Below are 18,480 nucleotides of genomic sequence, written 5' to 3'. Positions count from 1 at the left end.
GGCTCGGTCTGTAAAAATAAAAGGATGGCGGGGATGCTGCATCCCCGCCATTCTTTTCCGTTCCTACTCGCTGAATGTTTCTTTGATGATGTCATAGGACTTTTTCAGCCGCTCTTCCGATTCAGGCATATCCCATTCTTCCCACGTATACATATCGAGTGCTGGTAGTCTCCCCGCTTCTACCGCCGGCAGGCTATCCACAAGCTGCTGGTCATCTGTGACATAGGCACCGACACCAATACCGTCAATATGAACTGAAGCTTCGAGTCCATCTTCAGCGATGTTGCCGAGGAATTCCCGCTGGCTCGGATCGCGCGCACCGATCAGCTGCCATGGCAGACGGATTTCAAGCACGCCTTCTTCACGATTCCAGTTGTAGTCAGTAAGTGAATCGTATGACTCCGCTTCCGGATCACCGATACCTTCCCGCAGCAGTCCAGTTTCATAGGACTCAAACGGAAGTGTCACGCCCCTATCCGGCAGATAGTACTCCTTGTTCAATGCCAGACGGATCGGATTGAATTCCCCCGAATCCATTTCCGGTGCCTCCCCGGCATCTATCATTTCAAGTGTATGGCCATACTGGATTTCAAAGAAATCGTAATAGTCGTCCACTGTCACTCTGGACTGCTCAGAATTGATATCAATCAGAAAGTCGATGCCATCCTCCGATTCAATCTGACCATTTAGCGTATGATTGCCCTGGCCGTCAATGACATCCAGTGGAATATTGATGCCGCCTTCCATTTCAGGATCGTGTTCGACTTTCAAATAGAGGTACTGCTCATCATGATCCATCGTCAATGATTCAAGCACCCCGGAACCTGTATACAGCGGATCACCTTCCCAACCGGAGCCATCTCCATCCACTTTAATCTTATGTGTATCAAAGCTCAGCAGACCAAACTGCTGCTCGTTCGTCTGTGCATTCGACCAGAACGGGCGGCGGTCCGGATCATCATAATCCATCGTATTCCATGTCCGTTTGAACCACTCGTCCTGCCAGGTGAAGATCAGTCCCCCGAGCATGCCCTCTTCCAGAATATTCTCGTAGAGATGCGTTACAATCTCACCCTGCTCCTCTTCAGTATGGAATCCCTGATTCCAGCCGAATGGATTCCGGTGAGTCAGTCCGCGGGATGCTGGCACCCCGAATTCCGCAACAAGGATCGGAAGCCGGTGCTCAGCCACCATCTCATTGAGATAGCCGGCGTAGTTGTTCTTTTCTCCTCTATGGTCTGTATATTCCACATACTTCTTGTCATAGTTCAAAAAGTCCGGATAGTATGGATAGATATGATAGGAGGCATACTGGCCGATATCTTCCATTTCACCTTCTGTATAGATGACGTTCGGATCCACACTCACAAGATCCTCCATATCCGAAGAGTCGGATGGATGCTCAAGAATATCCGTTGTCACCCAGTTGGTAAAGCTCATTGGACGCAGCGAACCGTATGTTTCATTTTCATACTTTGAGATGTAGTCCATCTTCTCAGCCAGCCAGTGTTCGAACGGCGAGGCATCCTCAGTACGGTAGAAAGTGCCATCATACTGGCCGATATCATCATGCTTTTCATTCGTCCCGACGACAAATGGCGGATACCACTCGACGCCCATGATCCAGCCGATGACATAGCCGGATACATCTTTCGTATAGTCACCGGATGCCTTTCCAGGTTCAGGTTCGACAGTGCCGCCGCCGTGGATGGCATCCATTACATTCATCATATCCTGGTTGAACTCTTCATTCAGCGCTTCATCAAAGGCATCAAGTCCGTCGTGCATCTTGCCTTCATCCGCCCATAGACCATGCATGATGTAGATGTTTTCTTCATTTCTATCATTATAGCGGGCAAGTGCATTATAGAAACCCGGCGGATGCAGAGTATATACACGCACCGTATTTGCATTCATCTCGCCAATCTGTTCGAACCAGCGATAGTATTCATCTTCTGTAATCGCTGCTTCACCCGGGAAATAGCCGGGCTTGGCCATCCCCATGTTGACGCCTTTGATGGTCATCTGTTCCCAGCCATCCGGTGTCTTCACTTCAAACTGATCCCCAGTGATCCGAGCAGGCTGTATTTCATGCGCCTCTCTTTCCTGGCTGTTGCCGAAGACGAAGTATATTCCAACTCCGACTGCGACGATCAGAATACCGATAATGATGTACTTCTTCATTTTTGTGTTTTCCCTCTTCCCAGTCCTTGACGTTCCATCCTGCCCCAGTCATGATTCTTGCGCATGAAGTTGTAGATGCCTTCCAGTCGCCAGAATAATGTCAGCGGACGGTACCAGAATGTTTCCGAAAGTGCCAGAAGCACCATTGCGAGAATGGTACGCGGTCGTGTATAGTTTTTCGTCGTCCATGCCTCGAGCAGCAGCGAGAAGGACGAGAAGATGGATCCGTAGAGGATCAGCGCAAGCATCAGCATGAGCGCCATCTCCACATAGAGCGTACCAAGGAAGAAGGATACGATGATATAGATGTATCCGCCAAGCTCAACCACTGCACCGAGTGCCTCGAACAGCCAGAAATACGGGAAGGCAAAAAGTCCAATTCTGCCATACTTCGGATTCAGTGTCATATGCTTGTGCCGCCACAGGCTCTCAATAAGCCCCTGGCTCCACCTTCTCCGCTGGCGTCTCAGCACCCTGAGCGTAGTCGGTGCTTCCGTCCAGCACACGGGTTCAGGTACAAATTCGATGCGTTCATCCGAGTTGGTTCTGCGCAGATACTCATGGACTTTGACGACCAGTTCCATATCTTCACCGATGACACCTGGTGTATAGCCGCCTGCGGCGATGACGGTACGCTTTGAAAATACACTGAAGGCACCGGATATGATCAGCACCATATTGAAGCGGCTCAGAAAGATGCGTCCGAGCATGAACGCTCTCAAGTATTCGATGATCTGCATCATGACGACAGGCCTGCGCGTCAACTGCCGTTCCACGAGTGATCCGAAATGTATATCATTGCCATTCGCAATCCTTACATTACCACCTGCAGCAACCACTTTGCCGTCCGATGCGATGATAGGGCGCATCACTTTGAGCAGTGAATTCTCATCCAGTATGGAATCTCCATCAATCGAGCAGAAGTAGGGATATCTGGCCAGATTGATGCCGGTATTCAGCGCATCCGCCTTGCCGCCATTCTCCTTCATGATCATGAAAACTTTCGGGTGAAGCTTCGACTGATACACTTTGTTCACCTTTTTCGTCTCGATATGCTGGACGATTGTCGGATAGATCCGCTTCATGCTGAAAGCTTCGATGACCGTCTCTGCTGTGCTGTCTTTCGACCCGTCATCGATGACAATGATTTCCGACTCCGGATATCTCAGATTGATGAGGGAATGCAGACTTTCCACAATTCCCGCCTCTTCATTATAGGCAGGCACAAGTATGGAAACCGGCTTGGTGAAAAGGTTGGTCCTCAGATCATCATCGAGCATTTCATCATCAAGCAGTTTTCTCTTCGCCAGTGCCTGGTAGGCAAAAGCCATCATAAGTATGTAGAAGAGCGTGATGCTCAGCACATAAATCAGAATGATCCATCCAAGTACAAGACCAATACTCTGCCAATCCATCACTTCTCACCTTCCTTACGTATCGTCAGCGTCTCCCGTTGCATCGGCACAGCCCATTCCGCCATCGGTTTTCTGAAGCGCGACAGGGACCGGGCTGCTTCCCTTCTTACCATTTCATGCGGATCATCCAGCCGTTCCTTAAGTTGAGAAATGGACTTTTCACCGATCAGCGGGGCGATGCGTGTGACAAGCAGCCGCTCTTCCCAAACATCGGAATTGTAGAATCTGTCATAGCGGCAGGATTCCTGAACATGTCCAATCGACTGTATGGCTTTCAGCGCACGTATGCGTACTTCCGGTGTTCGATTGTTAAGCAGGGATTCGAGAAATTCTATGGAACGACCGGATGGCATGAGAGAAATTCTCCCGATCAGCGCATATTTCCCGGGCAATGTAATTTCTTCGAATCTGCCGATCAGTTTTTCGGCTTTTCTGTCGCTCAACTGATTGAACACTTTCTTATTCTCATATTCCGAAAGGTCTTCCCTTAAAAAGTAGATGTGCAGGAAACGATCCATGTCGAATATGGACAGGTAGCTCAAGAAAAGAAAGTACTCGTATCTGCTCAGCCGCAGTACCTCCTCGTTAGTAAACACCGTTTCAAAACCCGGCAGCTCGAATTCGATGAGTTTACCCATTGTATTGACCCTGCAGGCCCATTTGCCGCTTTTAAGCTGCCGTCTATAGCGGGGAGCAAGATGCTCTGTGGCAACCTGGATGATTCTTCTGTCTATATCCTTTGACGACGCATTCTGCTTGAAGGCAAAGAAGATCTTCTCAATCGCCTCCACATCAGTATCCTTTGATCTGGGGAGTGCATCCAGTCCGTCACCTTTGACCAGGTATTCATACCAGTCTTCAAGATGACGTTCGGTATATCGAGCCACCTCGTCCCGCCTTCTGATTCTGTGCTGCGACTGGGTGATGAAAACCACAACGAGCGCAGCAAGAATGACAACCAAAGCAAGAATACACCAGAGTACAACGCTAAGACTGATGCTTACACCCATAGATTTTCTCCCCGATTGACCAGTCGATTGATTCTGGCCTGAAAGACTTTCAGATTGAAAGGTTTGATGAAGTAGCTGTCGACGCCCATGTTCAATGCATAGACCATTTCTTCTTCAGTGTTCGAACGGGTCATGAAATAGATGACACCTTCAATATCCGTCTTACGTATATGCTGCACAAGCTCGATACCGTTCTTCTTAGGAAGAATGTCATTGATGATATAGATGCATCTTGCTTCCCCGTAGCGATAGCGTTCCATGAAATCATAACCATCCGAATATCCATGGACACCGAGCTGTTCAACATCATTTCCGTCTTCAAGTGTCCGAATCAGGATACGGCGAAATACTTCATCAGGCTCCACTACATGAATTTCGGTACGTTCAACCATCTCTACACTTCCTCACTTTATATTTCTTTTTATTATATTATACTTACAATCAATGGAATTATCACTCATCATTACAAAATAAAATAATTTATTCCAATCAGACATAAGTTGGATTTTCATCAATCACTTCGAATTGAAGATAATAATATATACATAATATGTTATAGTAGATACCGGTAATCAATTGATATTTTTTCATTATTTACATAGATACTATAGAATTTCAAAGAAATTTCAAACCTATTATCAAAACTGATGGAGGAAATTTATGTTTCTCGATATGATCGTACTGTTCTCAATGCTGGTTGCATTCCTGTACCTGTACTTTCAAATCAAATGGAAGATGGAACCTCTGCTGCAGAGCCGCCTCTACGAGAGTATTTTCGGGGGCCTGATGGGCGGTTTCATCTCCATTCTGCTCAACTACTATGCCGTCGGTACCCATCATGAAATCTATTTCAGTTTAAGTATGGTCGCTTTGATGCTGGTACTCATGTTCAACAGTTCCCAGGCCTATCTGGTAAGTTCAGGTGTGTTTTTCGGATGGGCGGCCCTTTCGCCCTGGGCCATTGCAACCGTATCACCGGGTGTCCTTCTGACTGTCATGGCCAGTGTCTTCATCGCCTACAGTATTCTGAAGAAACTGGGCGACTATGTGCTCGGAATCTCCCTTGTGCTTGTTGTTGTCATCCTGTATTTTACGACACTCGTCATGAATACCGGCGACCCAGCAGTAGCCATGGAAGTTGCATTCTACTATTTTCTCCTGGCTGCCATCAGCATGGCACTGAGCATCTCACTGATAGACTACATGACCCGGTCCCACCGGCTGTTCAGACAGTACGAAGAGGAGGCTTCCATTGATGGATTGACCGGCCTATACAACAGAAGGGCTTTCGACAGTAAAGTGGACGCACTGGATTCGGGGAAAAATGTTTCCCTGATGATTCTGGACATCGACTTCTTCAAGTCCTTCAATGACCGGTTCGGCCACCCTGAAGGAGATAAGATACTTCGGGCTGTCAGTCGGAAAATGCAGTCGGTCGTCGGAGAGGCAGGCATCCTGTCCCGCAACGGCGGAGAAGAATTCGCCATCATACTGAAAGGGAAGACACGGGATGAGGCGTTTGAAATTGCAGAACGTCTCAGAACCACCATCGAACATAGCCGCTACATCATGCATAACGGGGAGTTTGTCGGCATCACCATCTCCATCGGGCTCGCATCCTACCCGGAACAGGTCGACAGAATCGGCAAGCTGTATAAGACAGCGGATGAACATCTGTATATCGCAAAAAAGCTTGGGCGCAACCAGGTCTGCTGCGAAAAGCAGAAGGATCTGATTGTTGCAGACACTCCTCACACATAAATAAAGAGACTCCATATGGAGCCTCTTTATTTTGTAATGACCTGTTTGATCAGTTCTATTTCATTTTGGGTCTGCCCGATTCTGTAGTTGTCAATGATTTTCTGTTCCACATCTTTGACATCTTCTCTGTTGCTGTGGATGACAGCGATGGTATCGCCTGCTTCCACCCGGTCACCAACCTTTTTCTTGAGAACAAGACCGACTGCGAGATCAATTTCATCTTCCTTCGTCTGGCGGCCTGCACCAAGCATTGCGGATGCAATGCCGATCTCCTCAGCTGCAATCTCTTCAACATAGCCGCTTTTATCTGTTTTCACTTCAAACTGGTATTCTGCCTGCGGTAGTCTGGATACATCATCCACAACGGACGCATCGCCGCCCTGATTTTCAAGGAAATTCTTGAACTTCTCAAGTGCCCGGCCATCATTGATGACGGCCTGGAGTTTCTCTTTTGCTTCATCCAGTGTAGCGGCTGCGCCACCAAGCACCGCCATCTGCGCGCCGAGTTCCAGGCATAGTGCTGTCAGATCTTCCGGCCCTTCGCCTTTCAGCGTATCGATGGCCTCTTTGACTTCGAGTGCATTGCCGATGGCATGGCCAAGCGGTTCCGCCATGCTTGATATGATGGCCATCGTGTTGCGGCCGACATTATTGCCGATGGCAACCATCGCTTCTGCCAGGGCAATAGCGTCTTCTTCATTTTTCATGAATGCACCATCACCTGTTTTGACATCGAGTACGATGGCATCCGCACCCGCTGCGATCTTCTTGCTCATGATCGAACTCGCAATAAGCGGGATGGAGTTGACCGTCGCTGTGACATCACGCAGAGCGTAGAGCTTCTTATCTGCCGGTGTCAGATTGCCCGACTGGCCGATGACCGCAACTTTATTCTGGTTCACGAGATCCGTAAATTCCTGTTCACTGATCTCGACGTGGAATCCTTCGACTGCTTCAAGCTTGTCGATTGTGCCGCCCGTATGACCAAGACCACGCCCGCTCATCTTGGCGACTGGTACATCAAGTGCTGCAACGAGTGGAGCCAGTACAAGTGTTGTCGTATCCCCTACGCCGCCGGTGGAATGCTTGTCTACCTTCACACCTTCAATTGCCGAAAGATCAATTTCATCTCCCGACTTGACCATGGCCATTGTCAGATTCGCACGCTCTTCCTCGGTCATGTCATTGAAGAAAACTGCCATAAGCAGACTGGAAACCTGATAGTCCGGAATGTCTCCTTCCGTATATCCTGTAATGAAATAATCGATTTCTTCCTTGGATAGTTCCCCACCATCACGCTTTTTAGCAATGATATCTACCATGCGCATGAATATCTTCCTCTCCATTACATATTTCTGTTGCCGACAGAGTGCCTGTCTCTTGCTTCCATATAGAAGTCGATCAGCCGCTGGGACGTTGTATCCCAGGAGTAGCCCATCGCTGCTTCACGGGCATTCTGCCGCATCGCTTCAAGCTTCTCCTCATCCTCGAGCACGGATACTGCTTCGAGCATGCTTTCCAGGTTTTCATTTTCAAACAGCATGCCGTTGACGCCATGCTCCACCTGTTCATTCGTCGGTCCACTTTTCGCCCCGATCAGCGGCAGGCCGGATGCCATCGATTCAAGGATGACAAGGCCGAGCGTCTCGGATACTGAAGGGAAAATGAACGCATCACCCGAAGCGAATGCTTTCGACAGATCATCTCCATGAAGAAAGCCGGTGAATACCGTGTTGGTCCCCTTGAAACGTTTTTCGATATCCGCGCGTGCCGGTCCATCGCCGATAATCGCCAGGCTGATATCGGGACGCTGCTCGAGCAGTGGAAGCAATTTTGGAATCTCCTTTTCCACGGCAATCCGCCCGATGAATACGAGCAGCTTGTTGGAGGGCTTGCCTCCCGTCAGACGTTCCCGCATCTCTTCATCCTTATACTTCGGATGACGGTGGACGACATCCACACCTCGCGGAATGACATCGAGCCTTTTGATGCCCTGGGCATCGAGTTCATCACGGATGGCATTGGATGTGACCAGATTGAGATCCGCATTTTTGTGATTGCGTTTGATATACCACCATAGCAGCGGCTTCGCCGGCTTGTAGACCTTGTAGTAGTCCAGATACTTCGGCAGGTGTGTATGGTATGAAGATACGAGTGGTACGTCGAGCTTCTGTGCAGCCTTCACTGCACTTGTAGCCAGGAGGACCGGGTTGACTGCATGGACAACATCCGGCTGGAATTTTTTCAGTTCATGATACACTTTGCGGGACGGGAATCCCCACTTTCTATACCTGTAAAAAGGGAAAGTGATCGGCTTTACGCCGACCACTTTCGCTCCTTTATAGTCATATACACCAAGATCTGGGGCAATGACCAGGACTTCATGGCCTTCCCGTATAAAATAGTCTATTGCTTTTGTCAATCTGGTCACGATGCCATCTGTCGACGGCAGGAATGTCTCTGTGACAATCGCTATCTTCATACGGATTACCTCTCCTTATTTCCAAGTAACTTTTGGAAGAACGTTATCTACAATGATGCGGTCTTTATGCTCGAGCGCTTCTTTAAGCATTTCCTTGAGCACGTCTTGAGTCAGCAGGTGTGGTTCAAGACCGAGGTCGATCAGATTCGTATTGACTGCATTGTAGTAGTGATCTTCATTTTCAATACGTGGATTTTCAATGCTCTTGATATTTGCTTCAATATCAAGTTCTGCAGCAGCCTGCTTTGTCTTTTCAGCAAGATCTTGTACAGAGAAGGACTCGGTGAACTGGTTGAACACTCTGAACTCTCCTACGTCTGCCGGATTTTCAGCAGCAATCTCAACACAGCGTACTGTATCTTTGATGTTCAGGAAAGCACGTGTCTGGCCGCCTGAGCCATATACAGTCATATCGTGGCCGATTGCCGACTGGATGACGAAGCGGTTGAGCGCCGTACCAAATACACCATCGTAGTCCAGACGGTTTGCAAGTACTGGATCTTTTTTCGTTTCATCAGTATTCAGACCGTAGACAACACCCTGGTTGAGGTCTGTCGCACGGATGCCCCAGATTTTGCAGGCAAACATGATGTTATGTGTATCATGCACTTTCGTAAGGTGATAGAAGGATCCAGGCTGCTTAGGGAATGGCAGTGTGTCCTTTCTTCCTTTATGTTCGATTTCGATGTAGCCTTCTTCAATGTCGATATTCGGCTGGCCGTATTCGCCCATTGTACCCAGTTTGATCAGGTGGCAGTCTGGTTCGAACTCCTTGATCGCATAAAGTACATTCAGGTTGCCAAGCACGTTGTTCTGCTGTGTATATACCGCATGTTCACGGTCAATCATGGAGTATGGTGCTGAACGCTGTTCTGCAAAATGCACGAAAGCTTCAGGACGCTCGTTCTTGAAGACCAAGCTCAGGAAATCATAGTGGTTCAGATCGCCTTCATAGACTTTGATTTCTTTGCCAGTGAGTTCTCTCCATTTGTCTACACGTTCCTGTAGAGAGGCGATTGGTGTTACCGAATTGGAATGCAATTCGTCATCAATCTTACGTCTTACCAAGCTATCGACAATAGTCACCTCGTGACCTTTCTCGGAAAGATATAGGGCTGTCGGCCATCCACAGAAGCCGTCCCCTCCTGCTACAATAATTCTCATATGAAAATCCTCCGCTTCAAGTGTTTTTTGCAATATTCACAGTATACGGCTAGTATACAACAACTATTATAAAGATAAATATAAATGGAAACAAACTTTTATCGGTGGATTGTGCAAATTACTCAAATAAAAAAAGCAACCGGACGGTTTTTTCATCCGGTTGCCATTCCTCACAGCAGTGGAATGAATAATTCCCTCATTTCGATGTCGTCGTCCATTCCTTGCTGTTGCGATACCTTTTTACATGGGCATATATGTTATCCCCTGCATAGTCCTCATTTGTATAGATTGTAATATCAAAATATTTGCCGCGGGCTGAGAAAGCTTCCTCGCGGTATACGTCCCGCAAGTGGTCGAAAAGGTTTTTCATCCCTTCCATCTTCAGACTCGGATACTCCCTCAGCACCCGTTTATGCAGCTGTCCATTCTGCTCTGTCACTTCCTGGACGACGATCACGAATGTTTCATCCTCTTTGATTACGTGATCGAAAATGTTCGTCTGGCCATAGTCCCGCATGCCCGTCACCCCTTCTTTTATAGTTCAGATCTCAATTCCCAAAGCTCCCTGAAAAAGTAATGGTCGATTACCCGTTTCAAGTAGTCCACTCCCGAACTGCCGCCGGTCCCTTTTTTGAAGCCGATGATGCGTTCGACCGTCTTCATATGCCTGAATCGCCACTGGCTGTATAGGTCTTCCACATCAACAAGTTTCTCAAGCATCTCGTACAATTCGAAATACTGATCCGTGTTCAAGTATATCTGTTTGAATGCTTCCTTGACGGATTGATGGGGGACATAAGTTTCTGTCACTTCCCGCTGCAGCACAGCGTCATCGATTTCAAACCCTGCCCTGTCGACTGCACGGATGGCTTCGTCATAGATGCTCGGCTTCATAAGCTGGGATTTGAGCTGCTCATGCACCCCGGAATCCTTTTCGTATATTTTGAGTGCGTGTGTCGTCTTGTACCCGAGACTGAATTCCATCATGCGGTTCTGATAGGATTGGAAACCTGAAGCGTTACCGAGGCTGTCGCGGAATTTCAAGTAGTCGCTCGGTGTCATGGTGGACAGTACATCCCATGCTGAAATGATCTGCCTCTGTATATTGGTCACCCGTGCCAGTTTTTTGAATGCCATTCTGAAGTCATCCATTTTTATATCTTCAATTGCCGAATTGATTTCATGTATGATCAGCTTCATCCACAGCTCTGAAACTTGATGGATGATGATGAACAGCGTCTCATCGTGTTCATCCGTCAGTGTGTTCTGGGAATAGAGTATGCGATCGAGACTGAGGTATTCACCATAAGTCATGTCTTTCATGAAATCCGTTTTTACATTTTCCCCATCAAGTGTGCGATCCTGATAGTCACTCATTTTCGAATCCTCCCGTAAAGCGTAGTGCGGCGCGCACAGGCGAGCCGTCTCCGCCTCTGATCTTCAGAGGCATGGCAATAAAGTCATAATATCCGGGTTCGATATCGTCAAGCACTGTATTTTCGATGATCATGATATCCCGTTCGTAGAGCAGATGATGGATATCGAGCGTCTTCGAATCGATCGTGTCGACGGATGCGACATCGATGCCGAAAAGCTTGATATCGTGCAGCGCAAGATGTTCGACCGCCCTTTTCTCGAGTACAGGAATGCGGTCAGGGAAAACGGTGCGATCGGTATGATGCTTTGTTTTGATGAGCAGTATCGTGCCTTTGAGAGGGAAGATTTCGAGTGATTCCAATGTAATGGTTCCTTCAGCCGGTACTTCAATCACTGTGGCCGTACCGATATAGCGGTTGATATCCAGCTGTTCCACTGTGGCACCCGCATCATCAAAATGGAATGGTGCATCGATATGCGTGCCGATATGTGTACTTGTTTCAATTCTGCCTATATTGACCGAACCGCTCTGCTCTTTTGATACTGTACGCTCGTAGGTGAACGGCGTATCTTCAGGCCAGTGGGCAATGGCATCATCAAGCGTCTGTGTAATGTCCTTCCACATCAGGCAATCACTCCCCTTTTGTTATCAAACTGTTCATACAGCCGATCATCCATGATCTCCTTCAGGATCATGACCGTATGATGGACATCCTCGAATGAGTTGTACAGTGCAACCGGCGCGATTCTGACGTAGTTTGGAGCACGGAAGTCGGGAATGACACCTTTCGACTTCAAGGCCGCATTGATGCCGGCGGCTTTCGGATGACCAATCAGTATGTGTCCGCCGCGGTGTGCGTGCGCTCTTGGTGTGACAATCTCCACTTCATGCCCTTCAAGCACCGCTTCGATCATATCCATCATGAAGGATGTAAGCTCGAGTGACTTTCTGCGTATATTCATCATGCCCGCTTCCTGGAACATTTTCAAAGAACCGAGCAGCGGCGCCATCGAAAAGATATGCGGGGTGCCGACCTGATACTGGCTGATGTCCCGTGCCTGATCGAATGTGTGTGCCATATCGAACTGGGTCTCTTTGTTGTTGCCGAACCATCCCTTCAGACTTACTGCAAGATTATGATGCCTTTCATGGACGTACAGTCCACCTACCGATCCCGGTCCGCCGTTCAGATGCTTATATGTACACCACATCGCGAAATCCACACCCCACTTCTTCAGCTCGTGAGGTACCGATCCAATGGAGTGGCACAGGTCGAAACCGATGAGGATCCCTTTCTCATGCGCCTTTTCAGTCAGCTTCTTCATTTCCAGCACCTGTCCACTGCGATAGAGCACCGATGGCAGCAGTACCAGTGCCACACTTTCGTCCATCCGATCGATGATCGCTTCAGTGGAGAGGGTATGTCCATCATCCGAAGGGATTTTGACCATGCCATCCGAATGGCCGTAGTCATCGAGAATCGACTGTACTGCATAGATGTCCGATGGAAAATTCAGGTCATCGACAAGAATCCTGTACCTGTCATCTGTCGGCTGGTAGAGTGTCCGGACAGTCTGGTGGATGTTCATGGTCGTCGAGTTCGTTGCAAGCACTTCATGGGCATCTGCGCCCACAAGATCCGCCATCATTTCCCCGAGCCGCTCGCTCATATAGAACCATGGGCGATTGCCACGTGTCCATCCATCGATGCCATGCTGCTTCCAATCTTCCATGACATCAAGCAGACTCCTTTCTGCCGGTCTGCTCATCAGTCCGAGTGAATTTCCATCCATATAATGGATTGCTTCACCCAGATAGAATTCTTTCTTGTACTTGGCCAGCTTGTCTTCTCTGTCCTTTTCCTGTGCGCGTTCGAGCCATTCATTCATTTTGCTGCCTCCTCGTCTGTCCGATGTGCTTTTTTCTCATTATACAATGATTTTAACACAAGAGAAGTCTCATCAGTGCCTGCTGACTGCGTCTTTGCTACAATGGAAGTATAAATCTTGTCGACAAGGAGAGAGAATACATGCAGGAGATCCAAGGAAAATATGCTGTAATCACCGGAGGCACGAAGGGCATCGGACTCGCCAGCGCTCACGCGCTGGCACAGGAAGGCGTCAATATTGCAGTCATCGGGCGGAACGCCGACACGCTGAAAGACGCGGTCAACGCACTTCAGAAGCACGATGTGGAAGTCATCGGGGCGAATGGCGATGTGTCGAATAAAGAAGACGTCGATCGTATTCTGAACGAAGTGAACGACGCTTTCGACCGCATCGACATACTGATCAACAATGCCGGCATCATGAATCCTACTTCTTTTCTGGACAGTTCTGAAGAAGATTTGAGAAAAATGATGGATGTCAACGTATTTGGTATCTACCATATGATGCACGGTATTCTTCCGCAGATGAAAACTCAAAAACAGGGAGATGTCATCAATATCTCCTCCATGTCCGGACTGAAAGGCGGTCCGAACAGTTCACTGTATTCTGCAACCAAGTTTGCAGTCATCGGTATGACTGAAGGCGTCATGCAGGAAATGCGCCCGCACAACATCAGAGTGTCCTATCTGACACCATCAGCTGTGCTGACGGATCTGATTGGGGAAACCGGACTCAAGAAAGAGACGATGACTCATGCAGAAGACATCGCGGATATTATTGTCAGCCAGCTCAAGCTCAACCCGAGAACTTTCATCAAGACAAGCCAGATGTGGGCAACGAATCCTGTAAAAGAAGATCAACAGTAAACTTATTCTGGGGGCGATACCATGGCAGGACCGGCACTAAGACAACTTCATGCCCACCGGGCGATTCATGACGCAAGCCTGGGAGGTGCAGAGGACCACGTTACGGATATGAAAACTCTATTGAATAAACAGGAACACGAAGCACTTGCAGAAGAGATGCAGTCGTTCATCGAATATGTGGAACAGCGCATCCTTGCACATGCCGAAAGCGAAGAGGAAGAGAATGGACTCTACCAGGAAGCGGTAGATAAAAATCCCGCCCTCCACGATAAAGTCCAGCAGCTGACGCGCGACCATGACCTGATGCGCAATATGATTGAACGGATGAGAACCGAACTTTCCAAGGAGGCAGTCGACTTCCAGAAACTCATCGACTACTCCGTATCCATCATCATTGTGGATGAAATCCACTCAAGGGACGAAGAGCAGTTTCTGCTTGATGACTAGAAAAATGGCCTGGCCGCATTTGCGGCCAGGCCATTTCTGTAATTTTGAAGTGTTCTATTGCTGTCTGGCGACGTGCCATATATCTTTTGCGTATTCTTCCAGCGTACGGTCCGACGAGAACTTGCCTGCATTGGCCATGTTGATGAACCCTTTTCTATAGAAGGCTTTCTGATCTTTGAAATCTCTGGCAATCTGATCCTGTGCCTGGCGATAGCTTCCAAAGTCTTCCAATACGAAGTACTGATCCTCTTGTGTCAGGTTATTGTATAGATTCTGGAACATCCCTGTATTGTTATCATGGAATGTGCCATCGACCAGGGATTCGACAACCTGTTCCAGACCTTCGGTCTGCTTCATTGCAGCTATCGGATCATAGTTCTTCCGCTTCTCTGCAACTTCTTCCACTTCCATGCCAAAGATATAGTTGTTCTCCCTGCCTGCTTCTTCCACAATCTCCACGTTGGCACCATCCATCGTGCCGACTGTGACTGCACCATTGAGCATGAATTTCATGTTACCTGTACCGGAGGCCTCTTTGCCTGCGGTTGAAATCTGTTCAGACACATCCGCTGCCGGGAACAACCTTTCAGCATAGGAAACGCCATAGTTCTCAACAAACACCACTTTGATGATGCCATTCACTTCGGGATCGGTGTTCACGCGGTTTGCCAGTTCGTTGATATACTTGATGATTGCTTTGGCGATGTAGTACCCGGGAGCTGCCTTCGCTCCGAAGATGAATGTCCGTTTTGTCCATTCACCTTCAGGATCGGCTTTGATGCGGTTGTACAGATCACCGATATAGAATCCCATCATCAGCTGACGCTTGTACTCGTGCAGCCTTTTGATCTGAATATCGAAAATGGAATCCGGATCGATATCCACCTCTTCGTGGAACTGTATATACTCCGCCAGCTCCTGCTTCTTTTCATGCTTGATATCAATGAAACGCTCCAGCACCTGATCATCATCCTGCTTTCCTTCAAGATCTTTCAGCCGTCCAAGTTCTGTAATCCATTCCTTCGAGCCGAGAAGGTCTGTGATCATGCCACTCAGCTGAGGATTGGACTGGAGCAGCCATCTTCTCTGTGTGATGCCGTTCGTCTTGTTGACGATACGGTCCGGGAAGAGATTATGCCATGAGCTGATGACATCCGTTCTGAGCAGTTCCGTATGGATTGCTGCCACACCGTTCACTGCACGGGTTGCATAGATGGACATGAATGCCATGTGGATGCCATTATTCTGGATGATCAGGAAGTTATGCCATTCATCCTTGTCGATTTTCCACTCTTTCAGTTCAGCGATCAGACGGGAATTGATCTCCTCGATGTATGGATACAGATTCGGAAGTACTGATCTGAAAAGCCCCTTGTCCCATACTTCAAGCGCTTCTGCCAGCAGAGTATGGTTCGTATAGGCCATCGATTTCTGTGTAATATCGAAGGCTTTTTCAAAATCCACACCTTCCCGCTCAAGAAGACGGATGAGCTCCGGGATGGCAAGCGCCGGGTGTGTATCGTTCAGCTGGATGGAATGCAGTTTTGAAAAGTCATCGAAATTCTTATGGCCTTCCGCCTTGTACTTGATCATCAGATCCTGAAGGGATGCGGAAGTGAAGAAGTACTGCTGCTTCAATCTGAGCTTCTTGCCTTCTGTTGTCGAATCATTCGGATAGAGGATGCGGGAGATGGTTTCCGCTTCATCCTGCGCTCTGACCGAATCGATATATTTACCTTCGTCAAACGCTCTGAAGTCGAATTTATGGATGGCTTCCGACTTCCATAGACGAAGTGTATTTATAGTATCGCCACCATAGCCGACAATCGGCATATCGTACGGTACAGCTTCCACCTTGTCTGCTTCGCTGAACTCGACAATCACCGTATCGTTGCTGTTCTTGATCAGCCATGGATTGCCATGTTCGAGCCACGGGTCGGCAGATTCCACCTGGAAACCGTTGACGAAATTCTGCTTGAATATGCCATACTGGTACAGTATGCCGTAACCGGACAGCGGATAGTCGAGTGTGGCACCGGAATCCAGGAAACATGCAGCAAGGCGGCCGAGTCCACCGTTGCCAAGTCCTGCATCATCTTCCGCATCTTCCAATGCATTATAGTCGACGCCCATTTCATGAAGCGTCCTTTTGACTTCATCATCTATGCCGAGGTTGACCAGATTATTGCTCAGCGCGCGTCCCATCAGAAATTCAGCAGATAGGTAGTAGGCCTGCTTCTTCTTGTTGAACTTGCTTTTGGATTCGATCCACTTCGGTACAAGATACTCCATTACAGCATTGCCGACTACTTTGAACTGTTCCTTTTCGTTCAGGGCGTAAAAGGACTGGCCGTGGCTTTCATACGCTTTTCCTTCAATTCTTTCCTTGAGTTGTAATGACGTCATAATGACCTCCCATAGCGTTTATTCAAATTTTTTAGATGTACTTTATGCTTTTCCGTAAGCGACTCCTGTGTCATGCGCCACTCCCAGTTGCCTCCGATGGTCGATGGCCAGTTGAAGCGGGCCGAGTCATCAAGCCCAAGAAGGTCCTGTACAGGGATGATGGCCAGATTGGAAGAGGAGGCGAATACACCTCTGATGCAGCCATTGACGTACCCTTCCGCTTCAGTAAGGTTCAGATAGTCTTTTGCTGTCTCGAAGGCTGCTTCATCAGCAGTGTCGAGCCATCCCTGCATCGTCTTTGTATCGTGGTTGCCGGTGTATGCAATGGAATGACTCGTATAATTATGCGGCATGTATTCGGAATCCTCGTCGCCGAAACCGAACTGTATGACCTTCATACCTGGATAGCCTGTCGCTTCAATCAGATTATAGACTTCCTCTGTCAGGAACCCGAGATCTTCAGCCAGAATCTCCTTATCTCCGAGCTTCTCCTTTATCGCCTCGAACAGTGGAAGACCAGGCCCCTTCACCCAACGTCCATTCTCTGCTGTTTCATCCTCTGCCGGCACTTCCCAGTAGGATTCAAAACCTCTGAAATGGTCGATGCGGACTGCATCGAACAGTTCAAAGCTTTCTTCGACACGTCTGATCCACCAATGATAGCCTTCCTGCTTCATTTTTTCCCAATTATAGATCGGGTTTCCCCAAAGCTGCCCGGTATCGCTCATCATGTCGGGCGGTACCCCGGCGACAACTTCAGGATGCAGGTTTTCATCCAGTTTATAGAGGTCCGGCCGCGACCAGACATCCGCACTGTCCGCTGCGACATAGATCGGGATATCGCCGATGATCCGAATACCTTTTTTGTTTGCGTATACTTTCAGATCATGCCAGTGTTCGAAGAACAGATACTGGGTGAAGACCCAGAAGTGTATATCCTTTTTATGTTCCTCGCGGAATTCCTCAAGCACTTCCGGATCCCGAAGACGATAGGTTTTCGGCCATGCAGTCCAGGCAATATTTCCATATGCGTTCTTGATGGCCATGAAGCACGCAAAGTCAGGCAGCCAGTCTTCATGAGACGCCATGAAGCGCTCCAGCTCCTCCTCAATATCCGGGTAGGCACGCAGGAATGCCTTATGGAGCAGGGACATTTTTCCTTCATACAATTTTGCATAATTTACAATCTCATCGTCTTCTCCGAGATCCGTCTGGATGATTTCCGACTTTTTCAACCATTCCTTCTCCATCAGTCGATCGAAATCGATGAAATAAGGGTTTCCGGCAAAAGCAGAAAAACTCTGATAGGGAGAATCGCCGAAACTCGTAATGCCAAGCGGTAGTATCTGCCAGTACTTTGTGCCTGTCGCAGAAAGGAAGTCTACAAATTGGTATGCATTCTCCCCGAAATCTCCAATGCCGTACTTTCCGGGTAATGAAGAGACATGGAGCAGTAGACCACTGGCGCGCTTTTTCAT

16 protein-coding genes are annotated in these 18,480 nt (G+C 48.3%); 3 read left to right on the top strand and 13 right to left on the bottom strand.

From position 1 onward, the window contains the following. Window positions 1-63: 63 nt before the first annotated feature. Genes FO441_RS07735 through FO441_RS07720 form a run of 4 tightly spaced genes read right to left on the bottom strand, consistent with a single transcriptional unit; the run spans window position 64 to window position 5,001 of the window. The gene (locus FO441_RS07735; protein WP_145288211.1) at window positions 64-2,184 is read right to left on the bottom strand and encodes a hypothetical protein; all 2,121 of its coding nucleotides are present in this window, start codon (window positions 2,182-2,184) and stop codon (window positions 64-66) included. After that, entirely contained in the window at window positions 2,181-3,599 is a 1,419-nt protein-coding gene (locus FO441_RS07730) for a glycosyltransferase family 2 protein (protein ID WP_145288208.1), read from the bottom strand. Before FO441_RS07730 ends, FO441_RS07735 begins: the two co-directional genes overlap by 4 nt. Then, window positions 3,599-4,609 (bottom strand): HEAT repeat domain-containing protein, encoded by a 1,011-nt coding sequence (locus FO441_RS07725; RefSeq protein WP_145288205.1) that lies wholly within the window; start codon window positions 4,607-4,609, stop codon window positions 3,599-3,601. Before FO441_RS07725 ends, FO441_RS07730 begins: the two co-directional genes overlap by 1 nt. Then, window positions 4,600-5,001, bottom strand: coding sequence for a response regulator transcription factor (locus FO441_RS07720; RefSeq protein ID WP_145288202.1), 402 nt, complete (start codon window positions 4,999-5,001; stop codon window positions 4,600-4,602). The genes FO441_RS07725 and FO441_RS07720 overlap by 10 nt, the downstream gene beginning before the upstream one ends. A 268-nt stretch (window positions 5,002-5,269) precedes the next feature. Between FO441_RS07720 and FO441_RS07715 the strand changes: the two genes are divergently transcribed. Continuing rightward, on the top strand, window positions 5,270-6,370 hold the full coding sequence (locus tag FO441_RS07715) for a GGDEF domain-containing protein (protein WP_145288200.1): 1,101 nt from the start codon (window positions 5,270-5,272) through the stop codon (window positions 6,368-6,370). Between the two features lie 26 nt (window positions 6,371-6,396). Here FO441_RS07715 and FO441_RS07710 read toward each other — a convergent pair whose 3' ends face one another. From FO441_RS07710 to kynU, 7 genes are all read right to left on the bottom strand, one after another. Beyond that, window positions 6,397-7,698, bottom strand: a complete 1,302-nt coding sequence (locus tag FO441_RS07710; RefSeq protein WP_145288197.1) for a pyrimidine-nucleoside phosphorylase — start codon at window positions 7,696-7,698, stop codon at window positions 6,397-6,399. Between the two features lie 17 nt (window positions 7,699-7,715). Beyond that, complete coding sequence (locus FO441_RS07705) at window positions 7,716-8,852, bottom strand: glycosyltransferase family 4 protein (RefSeq protein WP_145288195.1); 1,137 nt, start codon at window positions 8,850-8,852, stop codon at window positions 7,716-7,718. A gap of 15 nt (window positions 8,853-8,867) precedes the next feature. Continuing rightward, window positions 8,868-10,016: an NAD-dependent epimerase/dehydratase family protein gene (locus FO441_RS07700; protein ID WP_145288192.1), complete on the bottom strand. Its 1,149-nt coding sequence runs from the start codon at window positions 10,014-10,016 to the stop codon at window positions 8,868-8,870. Between the two features lie 196 nt (window positions 10,017-10,212). Next, window positions 10,213-10,533, bottom strand: coding sequence for a hypothetical protein (locus FO441_RS07695; protein WP_145288190.1), 321 nt, complete (start codon window positions 10,531-10,533; stop codon window positions 10,213-10,215). A 17-nt stretch (window positions 10,534-10,550) separates the two neighbouring features. Then, entirely contained in the window at window positions 10,551-11,393 is an 843-nt protein-coding gene (locus FO441_RS07690) for a tryptophan 2,3-dioxygenase (RefSeq protein WP_145288187.1), read from the bottom strand. After that, window positions 11,386-12,018 carry a cyclase family protein gene (locus FO441_RS07685; protein ID WP_145288184.1) on the bottom strand — a complete coding sequence of 211 codons (633 nt, stop codon included), beginning with the start codon at window positions 12,016-12,018 and terminating at the stop codon, window positions 11,386-11,388. Before FO441_RS07685 ends, FO441_RS07690 begins: the two co-directional genes overlap by 8 nt. Beyond that, window positions 12,018-13,283: a kynureninase gene (gene kynU, locus FO441_RS07680; RefSeq protein WP_145288181.1), complete on the bottom strand. Its 1,266-nt coding sequence runs from the start codon at window positions 13,281-13,283 to the stop codon at window positions 12,018-12,020. The genes FO441_RS07685 and kynU overlap by 1 nt, the downstream gene beginning before the upstream one ends. A gap of 140 nt (window positions 13,284-13,423) precedes the next feature. Here kynU and FO441_RS07675 point away from each other — a divergent pair, with 140 nt between their 5' ends. Together FO441_RS07675 and FO441_RS07670 are read left to right on the top strand one after the other, a co-directional pair. Then, window positions 13,424-14,149, top strand: coding sequence for an SDR family NAD(P)-dependent oxidoreductase (locus FO441_RS07675; RefSeq protein WP_145288178.1), 726 nt, complete (start codon window positions 13,424-13,426; stop codon window positions 14,147-14,149). A 21-nt stretch (window positions 14,150-14,170) separates the two neighbouring features. Then, entirely contained in the window at window positions 14,171-14,596 is a 426-nt protein-coding gene (locus tag FO441_RS07670; protein ID WP_145288175.1) for a hypothetical protein, read from the top strand. A gap of 54 nt (window positions 14,597-14,650) precedes the next feature. On the opposite strand, the gene FO441_RS07665 is transcribed toward FO441_RS07670, so the two are convergent. Beyond that, window positions 14,651-17,002, bottom strand: coding sequence for a glycogen/starch/alpha-glucan phosphorylase (locus FO441_RS07665; protein WP_145288172.1), 2,352 nt, complete (start codon window positions 17,000-17,002; stop codon window positions 14,651-14,653). Beyond that, window positions 16,999-18,480 (bottom strand): 4-alpha-glucanotransferase, encoded by a 1,482-nt coding sequence (gene malQ / locus FO441_RS07660; protein ID WP_145288169.1) that lies wholly within the window; start codon window positions 18,478-18,480, stop codon window positions 16,999-17,001. The genes FO441_RS07665 and malQ overlap by 4 nt, the downstream gene beginning before the upstream one ends.

This window comes from Salinicoccus cyprini (assembly GCF_007713705.1).
GTDB lineage: Bacteria > Bacillota > Bacilli > Staphylococcales > Salinicoccaceae > Salinicoccus > Salinicoccus cyprini.
Note: the sequence above shows the minus strand (reverse complement) of the source record. Positions and strands in the feature narration are given on the sequence as shown.

Excerpts from the sequence above, each read along its gene's own strand:
- FO441_RS07735 (WP_145288211.1), bottom strand. The coding sequence starts at position 2,184 with ATGAAGAAGTACATCATTATCGGTATTCTGATCGTCGCAGTCGGAGTT.
- FO441_RS07730 (WP_145288208.1), bottom strand. The coding sequence starts at position 3,599 with ATGGATTGGCAGAGTATTGGTCTTGTACTTGGATGGATCATTCTGATT.
- FO441_RS07725 (WP_145288205.1), bottom strand. The coding sequence starts at position 4,609 with ATGGGTGTAAGCATCAGTCTTAGCGTTGTACTCTGGTGTATTCTTGCT.
- FO441_RS07720 (WP_145288202.1), bottom strand. The coding sequence starts at position 5,001 with ATGGTTGAACGTACCGAAATTCATGTAGTGGAGCCTGATGAAGTATTT.
- FO441_RS07715 (WP_145288200.1), top strand. The coding sequence starts at position 5,270 with ATGTTTCTCGATATGATCGTACTGTTCTCAATGCTGGTTGCATTCCTG.
- FO441_RS07710 (WP_145288197.1), bottom strand. The coding sequence starts at position 7,698 with ATGCGCATGGTAGATATCATTGCTAAAAAGCGTGATGGTGGGGAACTA.
- FO441_RS07705 (WP_145288195.1), bottom strand. The coding sequence starts at position 8,852 with ATGAAGATAGCGATTGTCACAGAGACATTCCTGCCGTCGACAGATGGC.
- FO441_RS07700 (WP_145288192.1), bottom strand. The coding sequence starts at position 10,016 with ATGAGAATTATTGTAGCAGGAGGGGACGGCTTCTGTGGATGGCCGACA.
- FO441_RS07695 (WP_145288190.1), bottom strand. The coding sequence starts at position 10,533 with ATGCGGGACTATGGCCAGACGAACATTTTCGATCACGTAATCAAAGAG.
- FO441_RS07690 (WP_145288187.1), bottom strand. The coding sequence starts at position 11,393 with ATGAGTGACTATCAGGATCGCACACTTGATGGGGAAAATGTAAAAACG.
- FO441_RS07685 (WP_145288184.1), bottom strand. The coding sequence starts at position 12,018 with ATGTGGAAGGACATTACACAGACGCTTGATGATGCCATTGCCCACTGG.
- kynU (WP_145288181.1), bottom strand. The coding sequence starts at position 13,283 with ATGAATGAATGGCTCGAACGCGCACAGGAAAAGGACAGAGAAGACAAG.
- FO441_RS07675 (WP_145288178.1), top strand. The coding sequence starts at position 13,424 with ATGCAGGAGATCCAAGGAAAATATGCTGTAATCACCGGAGGCACGAAG.
- FO441_RS07670 (WP_145288175.1), top strand. The coding sequence starts at position 14,171 with ATGGCAGGACCGGCACTAAGACAACTTCATGCCCACCGGGCGATTCAT.
- FO441_RS07665 (WP_145288172.1), bottom strand. The coding sequence starts at position 17,002 with ATGACGTCATTACAACTCAAGGAAAGAATTGAAGGAAAAGCGTATGAA.
- malQ (WP_145288169.1), bottom strand. The coding sequence starts at position 18,480 with ATGAAAAAGCGCGCCAGTGGTCTACTGCTCCATGTCTCTTCATTACCC.